This is a genomic window from Pseudomonas sp. NFIX49, from assembly GCF_900115915.1.
In the GTDB taxonomy this organism is placed as follows: Bacteria; Pseudomonadota; Gammaproteobacteria; order Pseudomonadales; family Pseudomonadaceae; genus Aquipseudomonas; species Aquipseudomonas pharyngis.
Genome location: NZ_FOYE01000001.1, coordinates 542181 through 558458, shown reverse-complemented (window position 1 = coordinate 558458; position 16278 = coordinate 542181). Strand labels below are relative to the sequence as shown.

The 16278-nt window shown below is 58.5% G+C and carries 14 protein-coding genes and 4 tRNA genes; 5 read left to right on the top strand and 13 right to left on the bottom strand.

Translation table 11 applies throughout. From position 1 onward, the window contains the following. Positions 1-49 precede the first annotated feature (49 nt). The 3 genes from BMZ46_RS02530 to BMZ46_RS02520 are packed head-to-tail and all read right to left on the bottom strand — an operon-like array spanning position 50 to position 3639. Entirely contained in the window at positions 50-1684 is a 1635-nt protein-coding gene (locus BMZ46_RS02530) for a GMC family oxidoreductase (RefSeq protein ID WP_039772094.1), read from the bottom strand. Further along, positions 1681-2235 carry a sugar dehydrogenase complex small subunit gene (locus BMZ46_RS02525; RefSeq protein ID WP_074688185.1) on the bottom strand — a complete coding sequence of 185 codons (555 nt, stop codon included), beginning with the start codon at positions 2233-2235 and terminating at the stop codon, positions 1681-1683. The genes BMZ46_RS02530 and BMZ46_RS02525 overlap by 4 nt, the downstream gene beginning before the upstream one ends. Before the next feature lie 3 nt (positions 2236-2238). Then, entirely contained in the window at positions 2239-3639 is a 1401-nt protein-coding gene (locus tag BMZ46_RS02520) for a cytochrome c (RefSeq protein WP_074688187.1), read from the bottom strand. Between the two features lie 366 nt (positions 3640-4005). On the opposite strand from BMZ46_RS02520, the gene BMZ46_RS02515 reads away from it, so the two are divergent. Beyond that, complete coding sequence (locus tag BMZ46_RS02515) at positions 4006-5646, top strand: methyl-accepting chemotaxis protein (RefSeq protein WP_074688189.1); 1641 nt, start codon at positions 4006-4008, stop codon at positions 5644-5646. Between the two features lie 55 nt (positions 5647-5701). On the opposite strand, the gene BMZ46_RS02510 is transcribed toward BMZ46_RS02515, so the two are convergent. Continuing rightward, positions 5702-5778 (bottom strand) — tRNA-Arg (locus BMZ46_RS02510). 284 nt (positions 5779-6062) lie between these two features. Here BMZ46_RS02510 and BMZ46_RS02505 point away from each other — a divergent pair. Together BMZ46_RS02505 and BMZ46_RS02500 are read left to right on the top strand one after the other, a co-directional pair. After that, the gene (locus tag BMZ46_RS02505; protein WP_039772088.1) at positions 6063-6290 is read left to right on the top strand and encodes a hypothetical protein; all 228 of its coding nucleotides are present in this window, start codon (positions 6063-6065) and stop codon (positions 6288-6290) included. A 20-nt stretch (positions 6291-6310) separates the two neighbouring features. Then, the gene (locus BMZ46_RS02500) at positions 6311-6490 is read left to right on the top strand and encodes a PA3371 family protein (RefSeq protein WP_039772086.1); all 180 of its coding nucleotides are present in this window, start codon (positions 6311-6313) and stop codon (positions 6488-6490) included. Here BMZ46_RS02500 and phnN read toward each other — a convergent pair. Further along, on the bottom strand, positions 6465-7034 hold the full coding sequence (phnN, locus tag BMZ46_RS02495; protein WP_074688191.1) for a phosphonate metabolism protein/1,5-bisphosphokinase (PRPP-forming) PhnN: 570 nt from the start codon (positions 7032-7034) through the stop codon (positions 6465-6467). The genes BMZ46_RS02500 and phnN overlap by 26 nt on opposite strands. Positions 7035-7423: 389 nt before the next feature. Here phnN and BMZ46_RS02490 point away from each other — a divergent pair, with 389 nt between their 5' ends. Further along, positions 7424-7750, top strand: coding sequence for an Arc family DNA-binding protein (locus BMZ46_RS02490; protein ID WP_003178899.1), 327 nt, complete (start codon positions 7424-7426; stop codon positions 7748-7750). A gap of 113 nt (positions 7751-7863) precedes the next feature. Here BMZ46_RS02490 and mgtE read toward each other — a convergent pair whose 3' ends face one another. Next, positions 7864-9306: a magnesium transporter gene (gene mgtE / locus BMZ46_RS02485; RefSeq protein ID WP_007960287.1), complete on the bottom strand. Its 1443-nt coding sequence runs from the start codon at positions 9304-9306 to the stop codon at positions 7864-7866. 320 nt (positions 9307-9626) lie between these two features. Between mgtE and BMZ46_RS02480 the strand changes: the two genes are divergently transcribed. Next, positions 9627-10145 (top strand): SmpA/OmlA family hypothetical protein, encoded by a 519-nt coding sequence (locus BMZ46_RS02480; RefSeq protein ID WP_039772082.1) that lies wholly within the window; start codon positions 9627-9629, stop codon positions 10143-10145. 19 nt (positions 10146-10164) lie between these two features. Here BMZ46_RS02480 and BMZ46_RS02475 read toward each other — a convergent pair. From BMZ46_RS02475 to ltaE, 7 genes are all read right to left on the bottom strand, one after another. Further along, positions 10165-10241, bottom strand: a tRNA-Arg gene (locus BMZ46_RS02475). 72 nt (positions 10242-10313) lie between these two features. Next, a tRNA-Arg gene (locus BMZ46_RS02470) sits at positions 10314-10390 on the bottom strand. 107 nt (positions 10391-10497) lie between these two features. Continuing rightward, positions 10498-10588 (bottom strand) — tRNA-Ser (locus tag BMZ46_RS02465). Between the two features lie 62 nt (positions 10589-10650). Next, entirely contained in the window at positions 10651-10839 is a 189-nt protein-coding gene (gene csrA / locus BMZ46_RS02460; protein ID WP_002554426.1) for a carbon storage regulator CsrA, read from the bottom strand. Between the two features lie 187 nt (positions 10840-11026). Then, positions 11027-12268: an aspartate kinase gene (locus BMZ46_RS02455; protein ID WP_007951048.1), complete on the bottom strand. Its 1242-nt coding sequence runs from the start codon at positions 12266-12268 to the stop codon at positions 11027-11029. A 90-nt stretch (positions 12269-12358) separates the two neighbouring features. Further along, a complete protein-coding gene (gene alaS, locus BMZ46_RS02450; protein WP_074688193.1) occupies positions 12359-14983 on the bottom strand; it encodes an alanine--tRNA ligase in 2625 nt (874 codons plus the stop codon). Positions 14984-15129: 146 nt separating this feature from the next. After that, the gene (gene ltaE, locus BMZ46_RS02445) at positions 15130-16134 is read right to left on the bottom strand and encodes a low-specificity L-threonine aldolase (protein ID WP_039772078.1); all 1005 of its coding nucleotides are present in this window, start codon (positions 16132-16134) and stop codon (positions 15130-15132) included. Positions 16135-16278 lie beyond the last annotated feature (144 nt).

Sequence of the window (16278 nt, the reverse complement as noted above, 5' to 3'; positions counted from 1 at the left end):
AAGCCCCACCAGATTTCTCTGCGTGGGGCTTTGTACTTCAGGGCGCTTCTCAGACCTCCGCCACCAACACATCGGCAATCCGAATACTCAACGCCGCACCTGTCAGCGTCGGGTTCACGCAGGAGGACGATGGCATGACGCTCGTGCCTGCGATGAACAGGTTGGAATGGTCGTGACTGCGGCAATCGCGGTCTACCACCGAGTCTTTCGGATCATCGCCCATGATGGTGGTGCCCATGATGTGCTGCCGATTCTGGAAGCCCGTGTCGGTGCTGAGGATGTCGGCGTCGAGCAGTTTCGCAAACTGTTTGAAGTCCTCCAGAGCCTTCTCTTTGCCGGCGTGCCAGTAGTCGGGAACGCTGTAGTAGATCTCGGGAACCGGCAGACCGATGGCGTCGAACTTGGTCTTGCTCGGGGTGACCCGATTCTCCGGCAGTGGCAGGGTTTCGAAGTCGACAGCCCAGTTCAGGGAGCGCGCCGATTGCAGGCGGATCTGCTCATCGAGCTTCGAGCCCAGCACGCCTTTGGCAATCAGGTTCGAAGTGATCTGCGACGTCGGCACGGTGTTGCGCACCTTGATCTTGTAGCTCGGGTAATCGTTGCGAAACGCACCATCGCGGCTGTTCAGATAGACCAGCAATTGCGTCGGCCCTTCGCCCGGCCACATGTCTTCCTTGGTCATGACGTTCATGCTGATGCCGGTGTGGTCCATCAGGTTGCGCCCGACCTGATCCGAGGAGTTGGCAATCCCGTTCGGGTACTTTTCCGAGGTCGACATCAACAGCAGCTTCGGCGACTCGATACCGTATGCCGCCAGTACAAAGGCCCGGGCGGTCAGTTTGTGTTTGGACTTGTCGGGACGCATGTACCAGATCGCGGTGATCTTGCCGTCGTCGCCCGCCTCGATCTTGTAGACGACGGAGTTGTCCAGCACCTTGGCGCCATGGCGCTCGGCCTCATCGATATGCATCGAACCGTCGTACTTGGCTGCAATCGGGCACACCGGGTTGCAGTTGTTGTTGCCGGCACAGGGAGGCCGTTTGCCATAGGGACGGGTCGCCCGGCCATTCGGCTCGAGGATCGGGTTATACCCACCCTTGCTGAGCAATTCGGAAAGGCGCTTGAACATGTAGCTCGGTTTAAGGCCCTCCATCGGATAGGGAATCGAGCGCGGCGGATAGGCGTCCCCGCCCTGCCCGCTTTCGTCCTGGCCGTCGACACCGGAAACGCCCAGTTCGATTTCAGCCCGAGCGTAATACGGTTCCAGTTCGTCATAACTGATCGGCCAGTCACGACCACGGCCATACAACGACTTGAGACGAAAATCGTTGGGCAGCATGCGCCACAGCGAGGAACCGAAGTGCCAGGTGGTGCCGCCCACCACACGCAAGTAAGAAGTGTTGTATTTCACTGGCCCTACCTGCTGCAGATAGTCGCCATAGGTAGAGGGCGCGTGAGGCAGGCTCGGATAGGGCGACCCGGCGCCCTGCAGCTTGGCATTGGCCAGCGAGAGTTTTACCGGGGCATTGCGGAATGTTTCCACCACATCACGGCGATTCACCCGGGGACCGGCCTCGAGCACGATCACCGACTTGTTCGCTTTGGCCAGGCCCGTGGCGATCAGACCGCCCATGACACCGGAACCGATGATCACCACATCGGCATCGAATTGATCGCTGCTCATACTGTCGAGTCCTGAATGACTGCTGGTTTGGGACCCCATGAATCCGGGCCGCCACCGTAGGTTGGAATGATGAGAATGCCGTGAGTGGGCTGATACATCATGGCGAGGGAATAGCTGATCAGCTCCGCATCCGCCGGCTCACCGACGATGCCCAGATACCAGGCAGAAATGATGCTGGTGGCCGTGGCCCGCAGCGACGGATCCGGATTCGGCTGCGCCAGGTATTCATCGACATGCTTGTAACCCTGTGCGCCGATCAATTGCTTCAAGGCAATCACGTTGGTCGAGAAATTCGGCGCGCGCTTGTCCAGCGCGGCGTAATAACGAGCGGCCAGAACCGGATTGACCGCACGGCTGACCAGAAACTGCGACAGCGCAATGAAATCGTCGCTCGATACCTGGGCTGCCAGCACCGACTGCCAGGGCAGCGCACTGCCGATCATCGCGGCCAGGCCCAGCGTCACGGAACCGCGCAACAGATTGCGGCGAGTGAGCCCGGCCGAGCTTTCGGTTTGAGTTTTTTCGTGTTTTTGCGTCATTGAAGTGTCCATTGCTCAGGCCTCCTTGCGCCGACGTGCAATCAAGGCCCATGCGCCCAGGCCGATCAACAAGCACACGAGAATGATGACCGGGGTCGTAAACTTCGCCATCACTGCCAGTGGCGCCTGGGGCCCACCGTTGCGTAGCTGTGCCACATCGGCGGCGGTGACAACCGTGTCGGCATTGCCGTAGCGCGACAGCACGTAGTTGCTGACGTCGGCAATCTGCTGGTCGTTCAGGCGGTCGGTGAACAGCGCGTCAGGGCCGAAACCCGGCATGTCGATGGCCACACCGTCGACTTCACGATGCACGCCGTACACGATGGTCGCGATCAGGTTGTCGCTGCGACTGGTGGCGGTGTTGTGAAACAGCGATGGGTATTCCCGCGTGCCTTGACCGTTCGGCTGATGGCAGTTGGCGCAAGTGCCACTGAATATGTGCCAGCCCGGGTTATCCCCCGGTTTGCCTCCGCGCAGCGTCAATTCATCGACCGAGGCCTGACCGTACTCGTGCCGGGCCTTGCTCTCCCCGGTCTTGATCGGCGTGGTCTGCAACAGATAGGCCGCGATGGCTTTGAGATCCACATCGCTCAGATGCTGCAGACTGTTCTCCACCGCTTCGGCCATTGGGCCTGCCGCCTGGGCCTTGCCCTCGACGTGACCGGTACGCAGATAGGCCACGATCTCGTCGCTCGACCAGGCACCGATGCCGCTGACTTTGTCGGAAGTGATATTGGGGGCATACCAACTGCCCAGTGATCCGCCGGCCAACGGTTTTGCGCTGTCGGCAGCCATCAGGACATTGCGCGGTGTATGGCAGGTATCGCAGTGAGCCAGGCCGTTGACCAGATAGTCGCCACGGTTGACCTCGGCAGACTTGGCCGGATCCGGCGTGAAGCGTGTTTTGCTGTGGAACAGCGCGTTCCAGCCAATCATCGATGCGCGGATATTGAACGGGAAATCCAGAGCGGTTTTCTGGTTCAGCGTATCGACCGGCGCCACTTCATGCATGAAGTAGTCGTAGAGCGCAGCAATGTCGCTGTCGGTCATCTTCGAATAAGAGGTATAGGGCATCGCCGGGTACAGCCGAGTGCCATCGGCCGCCACCCCGTCACGGACCGCACGGGCGAATTGCTCAGACGTGTAATTGCCGATGCCCGCCGTTTTCGAAGGCGTGATGTTGGTCGAGTAGATCGTGCCCATCGGTGAACTGAGCGGATAGCCGCCCGCAAAAGCCTTGCCGCCTGGTGCCGTATGACAAGCCACACAGTCAGCGGCTACCGCCAGACGCTTGCCCACCGACGCGGTGCTGTCGAGCGCCTCGCCGTACGCGGTGCCAGCTATGGCGATCAGCAGCGTAACCAATCCGGCAGAGGCGTACCCCCTGCGTTTCCCTTTATCAATGCGACGCGACATGAGTCCTACCCTAGGCTGCTTCGTTCTTTTTTTTCACGGTTCTGGAAATCACGAACACAGCGTCCTCGTCATCTTGAGCGACAAGGACGAAGAGGTACGATGTCGTACGTATTTATTGGAATATTCCACACAATGTAACACTTTGCAATAAATAGAAAAGGCCAAGTGCCATCTTTTGTATGTATGTGCTGAATGCTCTAAAACGCTGGTTACAAGGGTGTTTAATGCGGAATATATTTAAATAACAAACAACTGGTAACCCTACAGTTGTGGACTCCGCAGCCGAAAGATGTACGACGACAAGCCATTTGCTTACGAGCTGCGCTCGATATTGCTCCGCCCCCACATGTCAGCAGGATGCCCCTTATGAGTTGGTTGAATGACGCAAGACTTTCCACGAAATTGATCACGGCCTTCGCGGCGTGCGCCTTCATCACCCTGGGGGTGGGCCTGCTGGGAAGCCGGGGAGTGACCGAACTCTCGACAAGCCTCAGATCGGTGTTCGGCAACAACCTCGTCGCCGTCGCCAACATCGCGCAGACCAAAATCAAGGCTGTCGGACAGACCCGTGACATGTATCGGCTTTACGTCGCCACTGCCGCCAACCTGCCCCAGAACACCAAAGACGAATTTCTCGCCTCGATGAGCGCCAACCAGGTGGCGAGTGAAAAAGCCTTTGCCGAATACCGGAAAACCGAGCTTGCCGACGACGAACGTGCAGCCGGTGACCGGATGGAGAAAGCCTGGCCCGTTTACCAAGCGATCGTGCAAAGGTATCTGGGCCTGATGAAGGCCGGCGACCTGGAAAATGGCCGCGAACTGCTGCTCGGCGACCTGCAGAAAAACTATCGCGTCGTCATGGACGAATTGACCATCATGACCAACTCCAACGACATGCAGGTCAGCGAAGCCGCAAAACGATCGGTTCTGACGGAGTCCTCCGCCAAGACCTCGCTGTACATCGGCATCGTGCTGGCCTTCGTCGCGGCGATTTTGCTTGGCCTGTTCATCAGCCGACTGATCAGCCGCCCCATCTCCAAAGCCGTTGAAAGCGCCCGAAGCATCGCTGGGGGCGACTTGACTCAAAACATCGTCAGCACCGGCCGCGACGAGGCCGGCCAGTTGCTCACGGCCCTGGCCGAGATGCAGGGCAGTCTGAAAAGCACTATTCAGCAGATCGCCAGCGCGGCGGATCAACTGGCTTCCGCTGCCGAAGAACTCACCGCCGTCACAGACAATGGAAGCCGCGGACTGATTCGTCAGAACGACGAGATCCAGCAGGCAGCGACGGCTGTCACGGAAATGACCTCCGCCGTGGAGGAAGTTGCGCGCAATGCGGTATCCACCTCCGAGGCCTCCCAGACCACCAGCCGGGAAGCCAGTAACGGACGCGATCAAGCGCGAAACGCCGTTGCCGCGATCAACCATGCAACCACGGAAATCGCCACCTCCACCACCATGGTCAAGGATCTGGCGGAGAAAGTTCGAGACATCGGCAAAGTTCTCGATGTGATCCGGGGGATTGCCGAGCAAACCAATCTACTGGCGCTTAACGCCGCCATCGAGGCTGCGCGCGCGGGTGAGCAAGGTCGAGGTTTTGCCGTGGTCGCCGACGAGGTACGAGCCCTGGCGGCAAGAACCCAGGCTTCGACAGGGGAAATCGAAGGCATGATCAACGACGTTCGCAACAGTGCAGACGAAGCCGTCGGCGCCATGGGGAAAAGCCAGGCGCTGGTCAGCGAAACCCAGTCACTGGCGCAAGCGACCGGCCAGGCATTGGAGCTGATCGCCGACGGCATCTCGCAGATCAATGATCGCAACCTCGTCATCGCCACAGCCTCGGAAGAACAGGCACACGTAGCTCGGGAAGTGGACCGAAATCTGGTCAACATCCAGGATCTCTCCACCCAGACGGCGGCAGGCGCGCATCAGACCAGCGCCTCGACCCAGGAACTGTCCAACCTGGCGGCGTCGTTCAACACCCTGGTCAGTCGCTTCCGCTTGTAAACTCGCGACAAAAAAAGCCCCGCCAGATCACTCTGCGCGGGGCTTTTTCAATAGATGGTGTCCCAGGGCAGGTTCGAACTGCCAACCTTCCCCTTAGGAGGGGGATGCTCTATCCAATTGAGCTACTGGGACACAAATCTGTCGGTGCGACAGACGGCGTGCATGTTAACGGCCGGGCCCTGTTTTGTCATGTCGTCCGCAGGGCTTTTTAAGTGTAGGCAGGCGCCTTGCAAGGGTGCCGGACGTTTTACCGTGCAATTTGCATCGCCGCAAAAAGCCACCATTGCAAAATGCAATGCGGCACATCCGAAAAACCCTGTTAAATGCTTGTTTTTAAAGGACTTAACAGCGGTTAGACTATTGGCACGACGGCTGCTTTACCGGTTCTTATACAAGAACAATCGGAGACTCGTCTCATGAACAGCGCCCTCGTGTTCGCAAATGCAATCGCATTGGCCGTCCTGGTCGGCTTTCACTTCGCCCCCACGGATAACGAAAAAGTGGCCGGACGCATGCCGCACTACCTGCAAGTGCAGAAGGCGCCGCAATGGGCGGTGTTGAGCGATAAGAGCTTTGCCCCGCAAGCAGTCAGCGAGTCTGAACAGGCGTTGCCGACGCATTCGACTGAACGTCTGGTTTTTTGAAATATCTTCAGGAGTACAGCATGTCCAAGTCAGCTGCAGGATTTCTGATCCTCGCCTTATTGAGTGGCCTCGGGCATTTTTCGCTGTTCGAGGAAACCGAAATATCCCTGGCCCTGATCGGTTGCGGCGTCTTTTCGGCGCTGTTCGTATTGGCACTGGTGGCCGGGCGCAAGATCAAGTTTGATCCGGTATTGCGCTGAACCTGACCAGCTCCAGCAGATGATTGACTGCATCGGCCAGAGCGCCCGAGTTGTCGATCAGGTGCACAGGACTATCAGTTGAACGCCTGTCCTTGAACAGCGTATTGCGCGCCAGCCTCGCATCGATCTGTTCAAGCGTCTCCCGGCCACGCCGGAGCAGGCGCTCACGCAGAACATCCTCCCGAACTGTCAGCAACACCGGCACCAAAGTCGGGTAACTTTCCAGCGCTTGTCGAAGGTTTGCCCGAGAGCCGTTTACCAGGACGTGTTTGCCGGTTTTCAGCCATTGATCCATTTCCACCGGAATGCCGTAGGCGAGACCGTTAGCCTGCCACGCCAGTGAAAACTCGCCGGCACGCTGACGTCGCTCGAACTCCTGCGGCGCCACACCGATTGCATCCTCACCCACGGATTCGGCCGAACGGGTGATCACTCGCCTGATGATTTCGCAGTTCAACGCCCTTAAAGGCTCACGCGCTGCCTCGATCAGACTGTCCTTGCCGGAGCCGGAAGGTCCCATGAGGTAAATCAGCCTGCCATCCATCCTGAAAACGCCCTCCGGCGGACATTTGCCCCTAGTAAATCGGCCATTTGCCACTATCCTGTACAAGGTAAGGAACAACGATTCAACCTGCATAGCATGCACGTTCTGACGTCTTCGGGCATCAGACGACGTGTTTCAGGACGCGGTCAGCAATACGGGCAGATGCTTTCTTTTCAAACCAGTCCGCATTTCTGATAATTGGTGCTGGCATTACGCCTTTACCCGGATCAATATTTGTCACAGAATTGACGCCAATGATCTGGCAATTTTGAGGCATGATGCGCGCCTCTTAACAATTCAGGTTGAACCATTTGGCGCGGATGCTTGTCCTAGAACACATCCTGCGGCCAATCCCGAGAACCGCTCCCCTGAACTAACCGGTTAAATATATGCGCCCATTGAAACAGGCAATTTATTCCAGCCGTACGGCTGACAAGTTCGTCGTACGTCTGCCAGACGGAATGCGTGAACGCATTGCCGAGGTGGCTCGCAATCATCATCGCAGCATGAACTCCGAGATCATTGCGCGCCTTGAGCAGAGTCTTATTCAGGAAGGTGCACTGGGCGAAGAGCTGAGCATGCGCCTGGACAGCCCGGAGCTGTCGCTGCACGAACGCGAGTTGCTGCAACGCTTCCGCCAACTCTCCCATCGCCAGCAGAACGCACTGGTTTCTCTGATCGCCCACGACGCCGAAATGGCCGCAGACGCATCCTGAGCCACACCGAACACCTCAAGCCAGCATGAATGCTGGCTTTTTTTTGCCCGCAATTCGGCTTTTCATGGACGAAAAAAAGCCCGCCAATCGGCGGGCTGTTTCAATACTGTCGGTCAGAGCAGGAAGATCGTCGCCAACCCCAGGAAGATGAAGAAGCCACCACTGTCGGTCATGGCCGTGATCATCACGCTGGCGCCCATCGCCGGATCGCGCCCCATCTTGGCCAGGGTCATCGGGATCAACACCCCCATCAACGCTGCCAGCAGCAGGTTCAATGTCATGGCGGCCGTCATGACCACACCCAGCGACCAGCTGCCATAGAGCAAGTAAGCGACCACACCGATCACCCCGCCCCAGACCAAACCGTTGATCAACGCAACGGCCAGCTCTTTGCGCATCAGGCGCGAGGTATTGCCGGTGCTGACCTGATCGAGGGCCATAGCGCGAACGATCATGGTAATCGTCTGGTTGCCGGAGTTACCGCCGATGCCCGCCACGATCGGCATCAGCGCTGCCAAGGCCACCAGCTTCTCGATCGAACCTTCGAACAGGCCGATCACCCGCGATGCGACGAACGCCGTGATCAGGTTGATCGCCAGCCACGCCCAACGGTTGCGCAGGGACTTCCAGACGGAGGCGAAGATGTCTTCCTCTTCACGCAGACCCGCCATATTGAGGACTTCGCTTTCGCTCTCCTCACGAATCAGGTCGACCATTTCGTCGATGGTCAGACGGCCGATCAGCTTGCCGTTCTTGTCGACCACCGGGGCCGAGATCAAGTCGTAACGTTCGAACGCCTGAGCGGCGTCGTAGGCGTCTTCGTCCGGGTGAAAACTCACCGGGTCACTCGCCATGACTTCGGAAACCTGTTTCTCCGGATCATTGACCAGCAAACGCTTGATCGGCAGCACGCCCTTGAGCACACCGTCGTAATCGACCACGAACAGTTTGTCGGTATGGCCCGGCAGCTCTTTCAGACGACGCAGGTAACGCAGAACCACTTCAAGACTGACATCCTCACGGATGGTCACCATCTCGAAGTCCATCAGCGCACCGACCTGCTCCTCGTCATAGGAGAGAGCCGAACGCACACGTTCGCGTTGCTGCTGGTCCAGAGTCTCCATCAGCTCATGGACGACGTCTCGCGGCAGCTCGGAGGCCAGGTCAGCAAGTTCGTCGGCATCCATGTCCTTGGCGGCAGCCAGGAGCTCGTGATCGTCCATGTCGGCGATCAGCGTTTCACGGACGGAATCGGATACTTCGAGAAGAATGTCGCCGTCGCGATCGGCCTTGACCAGTTGCCAGAGCGTCAGACGATCGTCCAGCGGCAGGGCTTCAAGAATGTAGGCGACGTCGGCGGAGTGCAGATCATCGAGCTTGCGTTGCAGCTCGACGAGGTTTTGCCGGTGGACCAGGTTCTCGACCCGATCATGATGCGGGCCTTCCTGGCGATGAGTCAGGTCTTCGACGACCCGCTGGCGCTGCAGCAGCTCGACGACCTGAGCCAGGCGATCCTGCAGGCTTTCCTGTGTTTTCTTTACTTCGATTTCGGACATAGGCGAACTCCACTCCCAGCAGCGGGGCACGCCGGAAGGATCAATCAGTCAATTCATGATTGGTAAAACGGGTTACTGAATAACTACTGGGTAAGTCCATGGAGGTTTTCCATAAGCCCCGGCGGGGCTGACGGGCGCAATGATACACCGCCTGACGGTTTTAAACGTTAAAAAATCGTGGCTGAAACAAGCGCTTGCGAGACAAAGCTAAGCACTGTCCTGATCCTTCACACTGCGACGACTCATTCTGAAAAGAAAACACACCGGCGCTGAAAAAACTGCCAGCTACGCTTGAGAAGGATCGTCATGGAGGACGCCGAATGCCATCGAAAACATCCCGATTCATGCTGACCGCCCTGCTCTGCCTGCCCACCATCGGGAGCGCAACGACACTTCATCGCTGCGAAGCTTCCGATGGCAGCGTCACGTTCACCACATTGAGCTGCGCGAACGATGAGCACCTTTCATTGCAGGAAGTTCACCCCTACTCCCCTGGCTCGACAGTCACCCTGATACCCGAAGCCCGGCATGAAGAAATATCCGGTATGAATATCAGAAAGCGAGAAATGGCCGTCGTCGGGCGCACCCAGGACAAATGCGGAGATCTGATCGACGCGCGACAAAAGCGTGAAGCAATCATCAATCAACGAATCATCGCCGGCATGAGCCAACAGGATGTTGAAAGCGCTTTGGGCAAACCCGACAAGGTGAGCATCCGCAATTCGGCAACGAGTTATCGTTACGACCTCAAGCGAGGGCGCAGTGCTCAAATCGATTTTGATGAAAAAGGATGCGTGACAGGAAAAGCCAAATCCAGGACAGCAAAAAGCCCGCGTTAAACGCGGGCTTTTCGGTATATGGTGCACTCGACAGGATTCGAACCTGTGACCGCTCGGTTCGTAGCCGAGTACTCTATCCAGCTGAGCTACGAGTGCATTTTGTGTTTTTAGACCAGATCACAACTGGTTGAAGCCGAGTCATTTACATCGCTGTAATTGACTCTTAAATGGTGCACTCGACAGGATTCGAACCTGTGACCGCTCGGTTCGTAGCCGAGTACTCTATCCAGCTGAGCTACGAGTGCATTTGTTGCGCCGCATTATAGCCCGTCTAATCTCTATTCCAACCACTTTTTCTAATAAATTCAACAACTTACAGAAAAAGCCAGATTACAACGTACTAAGCAAATAATGGCGGAGAACGGGGGATTCGAACCCCCGACACCCTTTTGAGGTGTACTCCCTTAGCAGGGGAGCGCCTTCGGCCACTCGGCCAGCTCTCCGCAACACGGGGCGTATATTAACCACCTTCTTCCCCGTTTGCAAACATAAAAATCGATAAAAATTAATGGCTTGGTTCTTCGTCCTTCTCTTTCTTTATACGCAGATAGATTTCTTCACGGTGCACGGCCACCTCTTTCGGGGCATTGACGCCGATACGCACTTGATTTCCTTTGACGCCGAGCACGGTCACGGTGATTTCGCCATCACCGATAATCAGGCTTTCTGCGCACCGACGAGTCAGAATCAGCATACCTTTCTCCTCACGCGAATCATTTCAGGGACAACAGTCTGCAAAAAAAAGGCACCCGACCTACAACCGGAGCGATCGTAGCCCTACATGCCTGAGTATTGACCAGCGCGAGCAAAAGAACAGTTCGGGGGCTCGCGCCATTCAAAAAATAAAGGGCGCGGTCAGACCGCGCCCTTCAGACAACGCATCACTCGCCCTGACGGGCCGGAGCGTCGAGCTCGAAAGCCGTGTGCAGGGCGCGCACGGCCAGTTCCAGGTACTTCTCTTCGATCACCACGGAAACCTTGATTTCCGAGGTCGAGATCATCTGGATGTTGATGCTTTCCTTTGCCAGGGATTCAAACATGCGGCTGGCCACGCCTGCGTGGGAACGCATGCCGACGCCGACGATCGAGACTTTGGCAATCTTGGTGTCACCCACCACTTCACGGGCACCGATCTCGCGAGCGGTGTTTTCCAGCACGGTTTGCGCGGACTGGTAGTCGTTGCGGTGCACGGTGAAGGTGAAGTCGGTGGTGTTATCGTGCGCGACGTTCTGCACGATCATGTCGACTTCGATGTTCGCGGCACTGATCGGGCCGAGAATCTTGAACGCCACGCCCGGGGTGTCTGGCACGCCACGGATGGTCAGCTTGGCTTCATCGCGGTTGAAAGCGATGCCGGAAATGATCGGCTGTTCCATGGTTTCCTCTTCATCAATAGTAATGAGGGTGCCCGGACCCTCCTTGAAGCTGTGCAGTACGCGCAGCGGAACGTTGTACTTGCCGGCGAATTCCACCGCGCGGATCTGCAGCACCTTGGAACCGAGGCTGGCCATTTCCAGCATCTCTTCGAAGGTGATCTTGTCCAGACGCTGAGCAACCGATACCACGCGCGGGTCAGTGGTATAGACACCATCGACGTCGGTGTAGATCTGGCACTCATCAGCCTTCAGCGCAGCGGCCAGCGCCACGCCGGTGGTGTCGGAACCGCCACGACCCAGGGTCGTGATGTTGCCGTGCTCGTCGACGCCCTGGAAACCGGCGACCACCACCACGCGACCTGCTTTCAGGTCACCGCGAATCTTCTGGTCATCGATCTGCAAGATACGCGCTTTATTGTGCGCGCTGTCCGTCAGGATCCGCACCTGGTTGCCGGTGTACGACACCGCCGGCACACCGCGCTTGATCAGCGCCATGGCCAACAGGGCGATCGTCACCTGCTCACCGGTGGAAACGATCACGTCCAGTTCACGCGGAACCGGTTGATCTTCGCCACTGATTTGCTTGGCCAGATCGATCAGACGGTTGGTCTCGCCGCTCATTGCAGACAGCACAACCACCAGGTCATCGCCGGCATCGCGGAATTTCTTAACCTTGTCGGCGACCTGCTCGATTCTCTCGACAGTGCCGACCGAGGTGCCTCCAAATTTCTGTACGATCAAAGCCATTTCAAAGCCGCCTCTGCCCATGAAGGGCGCCCAATAATCACTCGAACAGCCGCCGGGCCCGCCACTAGACTGCGGGCCCGACGGGCCGTCTTATAAACCCTGCTCGACGAATGGAACGGTCAGCGCCAGTGCGCCATCCAGTGCGCCGGCGTCGACACCGCCGCCCTGCGCCATGTCCGGACGACCACCGCCCTTCCCGCCCACTGCCGCAGCAGCCTGTTTCATCAAATCACCGGCTTTGAGTTGGCCAGTCAGGTCCTTGGTTACACCTGCAACCAGTACGACCTTTTCCTCATGGACACTGCCGAGCAGGATCACTGCGCGGCCGAGTTTGTTTTTCAGCTGATCGACCAGCGCCAGCAGCGCCTTGCCGTCCTGACCATCCAGACGCACGGCCAGCACTTTCACGCCCTTGACGTCCACAGCCGAAGCCGACAGATCGTCGCCGGCAGCGGCAGCGGCCTTGGCCTGCAACTGCTCGAGCTGCTTTTCAAGCGCACGGTTGCGCTCCAGCACCGCCGACAGCTTGTCGATCAGGTTGTCGCGGCTGCCCTTGACTAGGCTGGCCGCTTCCTTGAGTTGTTCTTCAGCAGCGTTCAAGTAAGCCAGCGCCGCAGCGCCAGTGACCGCTTCGATACGACGCACGCCCGATGCCACACCGCCTTCGCTGATGATTTTCAGCAGGCCGATGTCGCCGGTACGGTTGGCGTGGATACCGCCGCACAGCTCGACGGAGAAATCACCGCCCATGCTCAGCACGCGCACGTTGTCGCCGTACTTCTCGCCGAACAGTGCCATCGCGCCTTTCTGCTTGGCGGTTTCGATGTCGGTTTCTTCGGTTTCAACGGCGGAGTTCTTGCGGATCTCGGCGTTGACGATGTCTTCCAGCGCCTTGATCTGCTCAGGCTTGATCGCTTCGAAGTGACTGAAGTCGAAACGCAGGCGCTGACTGTCGACCAGCGAGCCCTTCTGTTGAACGTGGTCGCCCAGCACTTTGCGCAGCGCAGCGTGCAGCAAGTGAGTGGCCGAGTGGTTCAGCGAAGTGGCGTGACGCACGTCGGCCTCGACGTGGGTTTCCACCGGTGCGCCAACGATCAGGCTGCCCGACGCCAGTACACCGTGGTGGAGGAACGCGCCGCCGGTCTTGGTGGTGTCGCGCACGTCGAAACGGCTGTTGCCGGCCTGCAGGTAACCGCAATCGCCGACCTGGCCGCCGGATTCGGCGTAGAAAGGCGTCTGGTTCAGCACCACAACGCCTCCCTGCCCTTCACTCAAGACGTCCACTGACTGGCCATCTTTATAGAGAGCAACGACTTTCGCCGAACCGCTGGTGGCGTGATAACCGGTGAACTCGGTGTCGACGTCAACCTTGACCAGGCTGTTGTAGTCCAGACCGAACGAGCTGGCGGAACGTGCACGGACGCGCTGGGCTTCCATTTCACGCTCGAAGCCGGCTTCGTCGATGGTCAGGCTGCGCTCGCGGGCGATGTCTGCGGTCAGGTCCATCGGGAAACCGTAGGTGTCGTAGAGTTTGAACACCACGTCGCCCGGCACCACGTCGCCTTTGAGCTCGGCCAGATCCTGCTCGAGGATTTTCAGGCCCTGCTCCAGGGTCTTGGCGAATTGCTCTTCTTCGGCTTTCAGTACGCGTTCGATGTGCGCCTGCTGGGATTTCAGTTCCGGGAACGCTTCGCCCATCTCGGCCACGAGAGCGGCAACGATCTGGTAGAAGAAGCTGCCCTTGGCGCCCAGCTTGTTACCGTGACGGCAGGCGCGACGGATGATCCGGCGCAGCACATAACCGCGACCTTCGTTGGACGGCAGTACGCCGTCGGCAATCAGGAAGCCGCAGGAACGGATGTGGTCCGCCACGACTTTCAGGGACGCCTGGTTGTCGTTGCTGCAGCCGATGGCCTTGGCCGATGCGGCCAGCAGGCTCTGAAACAGGTCGATTTCATAGTTCGAGTGAACGTGCTGCAGCACGGCACTGATCCGCTCAAGACCCATGCCGGTGTCCACCGACGGGGCTGGCAGCGGGTGCAACACGCCGTCGGCGGTGCGGTTGAACTGCATGAACACGTTGTTCCAGATTTCGATGTAACGGTCGCCGTCTTCTTCCGGCGAGCCCGGTGGGCCGCCCCAGATGTCGGCGCCGTGATCGTAGAAAATCTCGGTGCAAGGACCGCACGGGCCGGTATCGCCCATGGTCCAGAAGTTGTCGGACGCGTAAGGCGCGCCTTTATTGTCGCCGATGCGCACCATGCGCTCGGCCGGCACACCGACTTCCTTGGTCCAGATGTCGTAGGCCTCGTCATCGCTGGCGTAGACGGTGACCCACAGCTTTTCCTTCGGCAGGTTCAGCCACTTCTCGGAGGTCAGGAAGTTCCAGGCGTAGGTGATGGCATCACGCTTGAAGTAGTCGCCGAAGCTGAAGTTACCCAGCATTTCGAAGAAGGTGTGGTGACGGGCGGTGTAACCGACGTTTTCCAGGTCGTTGTGCTTGCCGCCGGCGCGCACGCATTTCTGGCTGGAGACGGCGCGGGTGTACGCGCGCTTTTCCTGGCCCAGGAAGCAGTCCTTGAACTGGTTCATCCCCGCGTTGGTGAACAGCAGGGTGGGGTCGTTGCCCGGAATCAAAGAGCTGGAGGCTACACGGGTGTGGCCTTGCTCTTCGAAGAAGCGAAGGAAGGCTTCACGGATTTCTGCGCTTTTCATTAGGTTCTTCCACGGAGGCTGCGGCCAAAGGCCTGTACGAAACGTCAACAGACGAAACGACGGCAAAGGGCCGCATTATATCGGCCCTGCGCGCGGGGTACAGCGTGTTTATACGATAGAAACGGTCAATTGGGCCGCTAACGCTGTCACTTGCGCGAAAACTCGACGAATGTCGCGATCACTTGCTCGATTTGCGAGCGATTGACGTCCATGTGCGTGACCATCCGCAGACGGGCGGCAGCGCTCAATTTGATCCCGCGCTCGGCGGCAAAGGCCTTGATCGCCTCGGCGCGGTCGCCCATCTGCACGTAAACCATGTTGGTCTGCACCGGCTCGACACTGAAACCGGCCTCGCGCAGGCCTTCGGCCAGCAACTGCGCGTTGGCATGGTCGTCGGCCAGACGCTCCACATTGTGATCCAGCGCATACAGCCCCGCCGCCGCCAGCAGTCCGGCCTGACGCATGCCGCCACCGACCATTTTGCGCAGGCGCCGGGCCTTTGCAATCAACGCCGACGAACCGCACAGCACTGAACCGACCGGCGCGCCGAGGCCTTTGGACAGGCACACCGAGACCGAATCGAAATACTGGGTGATTTCCCGAGCATCGACTCCGAGCTTGACCGCCGCGTTATACAGCCGCGCGCCGTCCAGATGCAGTTGCAGGCCATTGTCCTGAGTGAACTGACGGGCCCGGGCCAGATATTCCAGCGGCAGCACTTTGCCCTGCATGGTGTTTTCCAGCGCCAGCAGGCGGGTGCGGGCGAAGTGGAAGTCATCAGGCTTGATCGCCGCTGCCGCCTGATCCAGGTCCAGCGAGCCATCGGCCTGCACTTCCAGCGGCTGCGGCTGGATCGAACCGAGCACCGCTGCGCCGCCGCCTTCGTACTTATAGGTGTGCGCCTGTTGACCGACGATGTATTCGTCACCGCGCTCGCAGTGCGCCATCAAGCCCAGCAGATTGCTCATGGTGCCGGTCGGGACGAACAGCGCGGCGGCGAAACCCAGTCGTTTTGCCAGTTCCGCTTCCAGACGATTGACCGTCGGATCTTCGCCATACACGTCATCGCCGGTGTCGGCGCGGGTCATCGCGTCGAGCATGGCGGGGGTCGGTTGAGTGACGGTGTCGCTGCGAAGATCGATAACGCTCATGAACCTGGCCTCAAGTCAGCAGGGAAAATCCCTTTTCGAAGACGAATTACTGCGGGCATGGCGCGGATTAATCAACCCTTGCGCAAGGAAAAGTCGTTTTCACGCTTCGAATAATCAGATGGCAATCATCACAAAGGCGCAATG

Bases quoted from the DNA above. Each gene is read 5' to 3' on its own strand.
- alaS (WP_074688193.1), bottom strand. From the start codon at position 14,983: ATGAAAAGCGCAGAAATCCGTGAAGCCTTCCTTCGCTTCTTCGAAGAG.
- BMZ46_RS02480 (WP_039772082.1), top strand. From the start codon at position 9,627: ATGCCATCGAAAACATCCCGATTCATGCTGACCGCCCTGCTCTGCCTG.
- BMZ46_RS02520 (WP_074688187.1), bottom strand. From the start codon at position 3,639: ATGTCGCGTCGCATTGATAAAGGGAAACGCAGGGGGTACGCCTCTGCC.
- BMZ46_RS02530 (WP_039772094.1), bottom strand. From the start codon at position 1,684: ATGAGCAGCGATCAATTCGATGCCGATGTGGTGATCATCGGTTCCGGT.
- BMZ46_RS02505 (WP_039772088.1), top strand. From the start codon at position 6,063: ATGAACAGCGCCCTCGTGTTCGCAAATGCAATCGCATTGGCCGTCCTG.
- BMZ46_RS02455 (WP_007951048.1), bottom strand. From the start codon at position 12,268: ATGGCTTTGATCGTACAGAAATTTGGAGGCACCTCGGTCGGCACTGTC.
- BMZ46_RS02525 (WP_074688185.1), bottom strand. From the start codon at position 2,235: ATGGACACTTCAATGACGCAAAAACACGAAAAAACTCAAACCGAAAGC.
- ltaE (WP_039772078.1), bottom strand. From the start codon at position 16,134: ATGAGCGTTATCGATCTTCGCAGCGACACCGTCACTCAACCGACCCCC.
- mgtE (WP_007960287.1), bottom strand. From the start codon at position 9,306: ATGTCCGAAATCGAAGTAAAGAAAACACAGGAAAGCCTGCAGGATCGC.
- BMZ46_RS02490 (WP_003178899.1), top strand. From the start codon at position 7,424: ATGCGCCCATTGAAACAGGCAATTTATTCCAGCCGTACGGCTGACAAG.
- phnN (WP_074688191.1), bottom strand. From the start codon at position 7,034: ATGGATGGCAGGCTGATTTACCTCATGGGACCTTCCGGCTCCGGCAAG.
- BMZ46_RS02515 (WP_074688189.1), top strand. From the start codon at position 4,006: ATGAGTTGGTTGAATGACGCAAGACTTTCCACGAAATTGATCACGGCC.
- BMZ46_RS02500 (WP_039772086.1), top strand. From the start codon at position 6,311: ATGTCCAAGTCAGCTGCAGGATTTCTGATCCTCGCCTTATTGAGTGGC.
- csrA (WP_002554426.1), bottom strand. From the start codon at position 10,839: ATGCTGATTCTGACTCGTCGGTGCGCAGAAAGCCTGATTATCGGTGAT.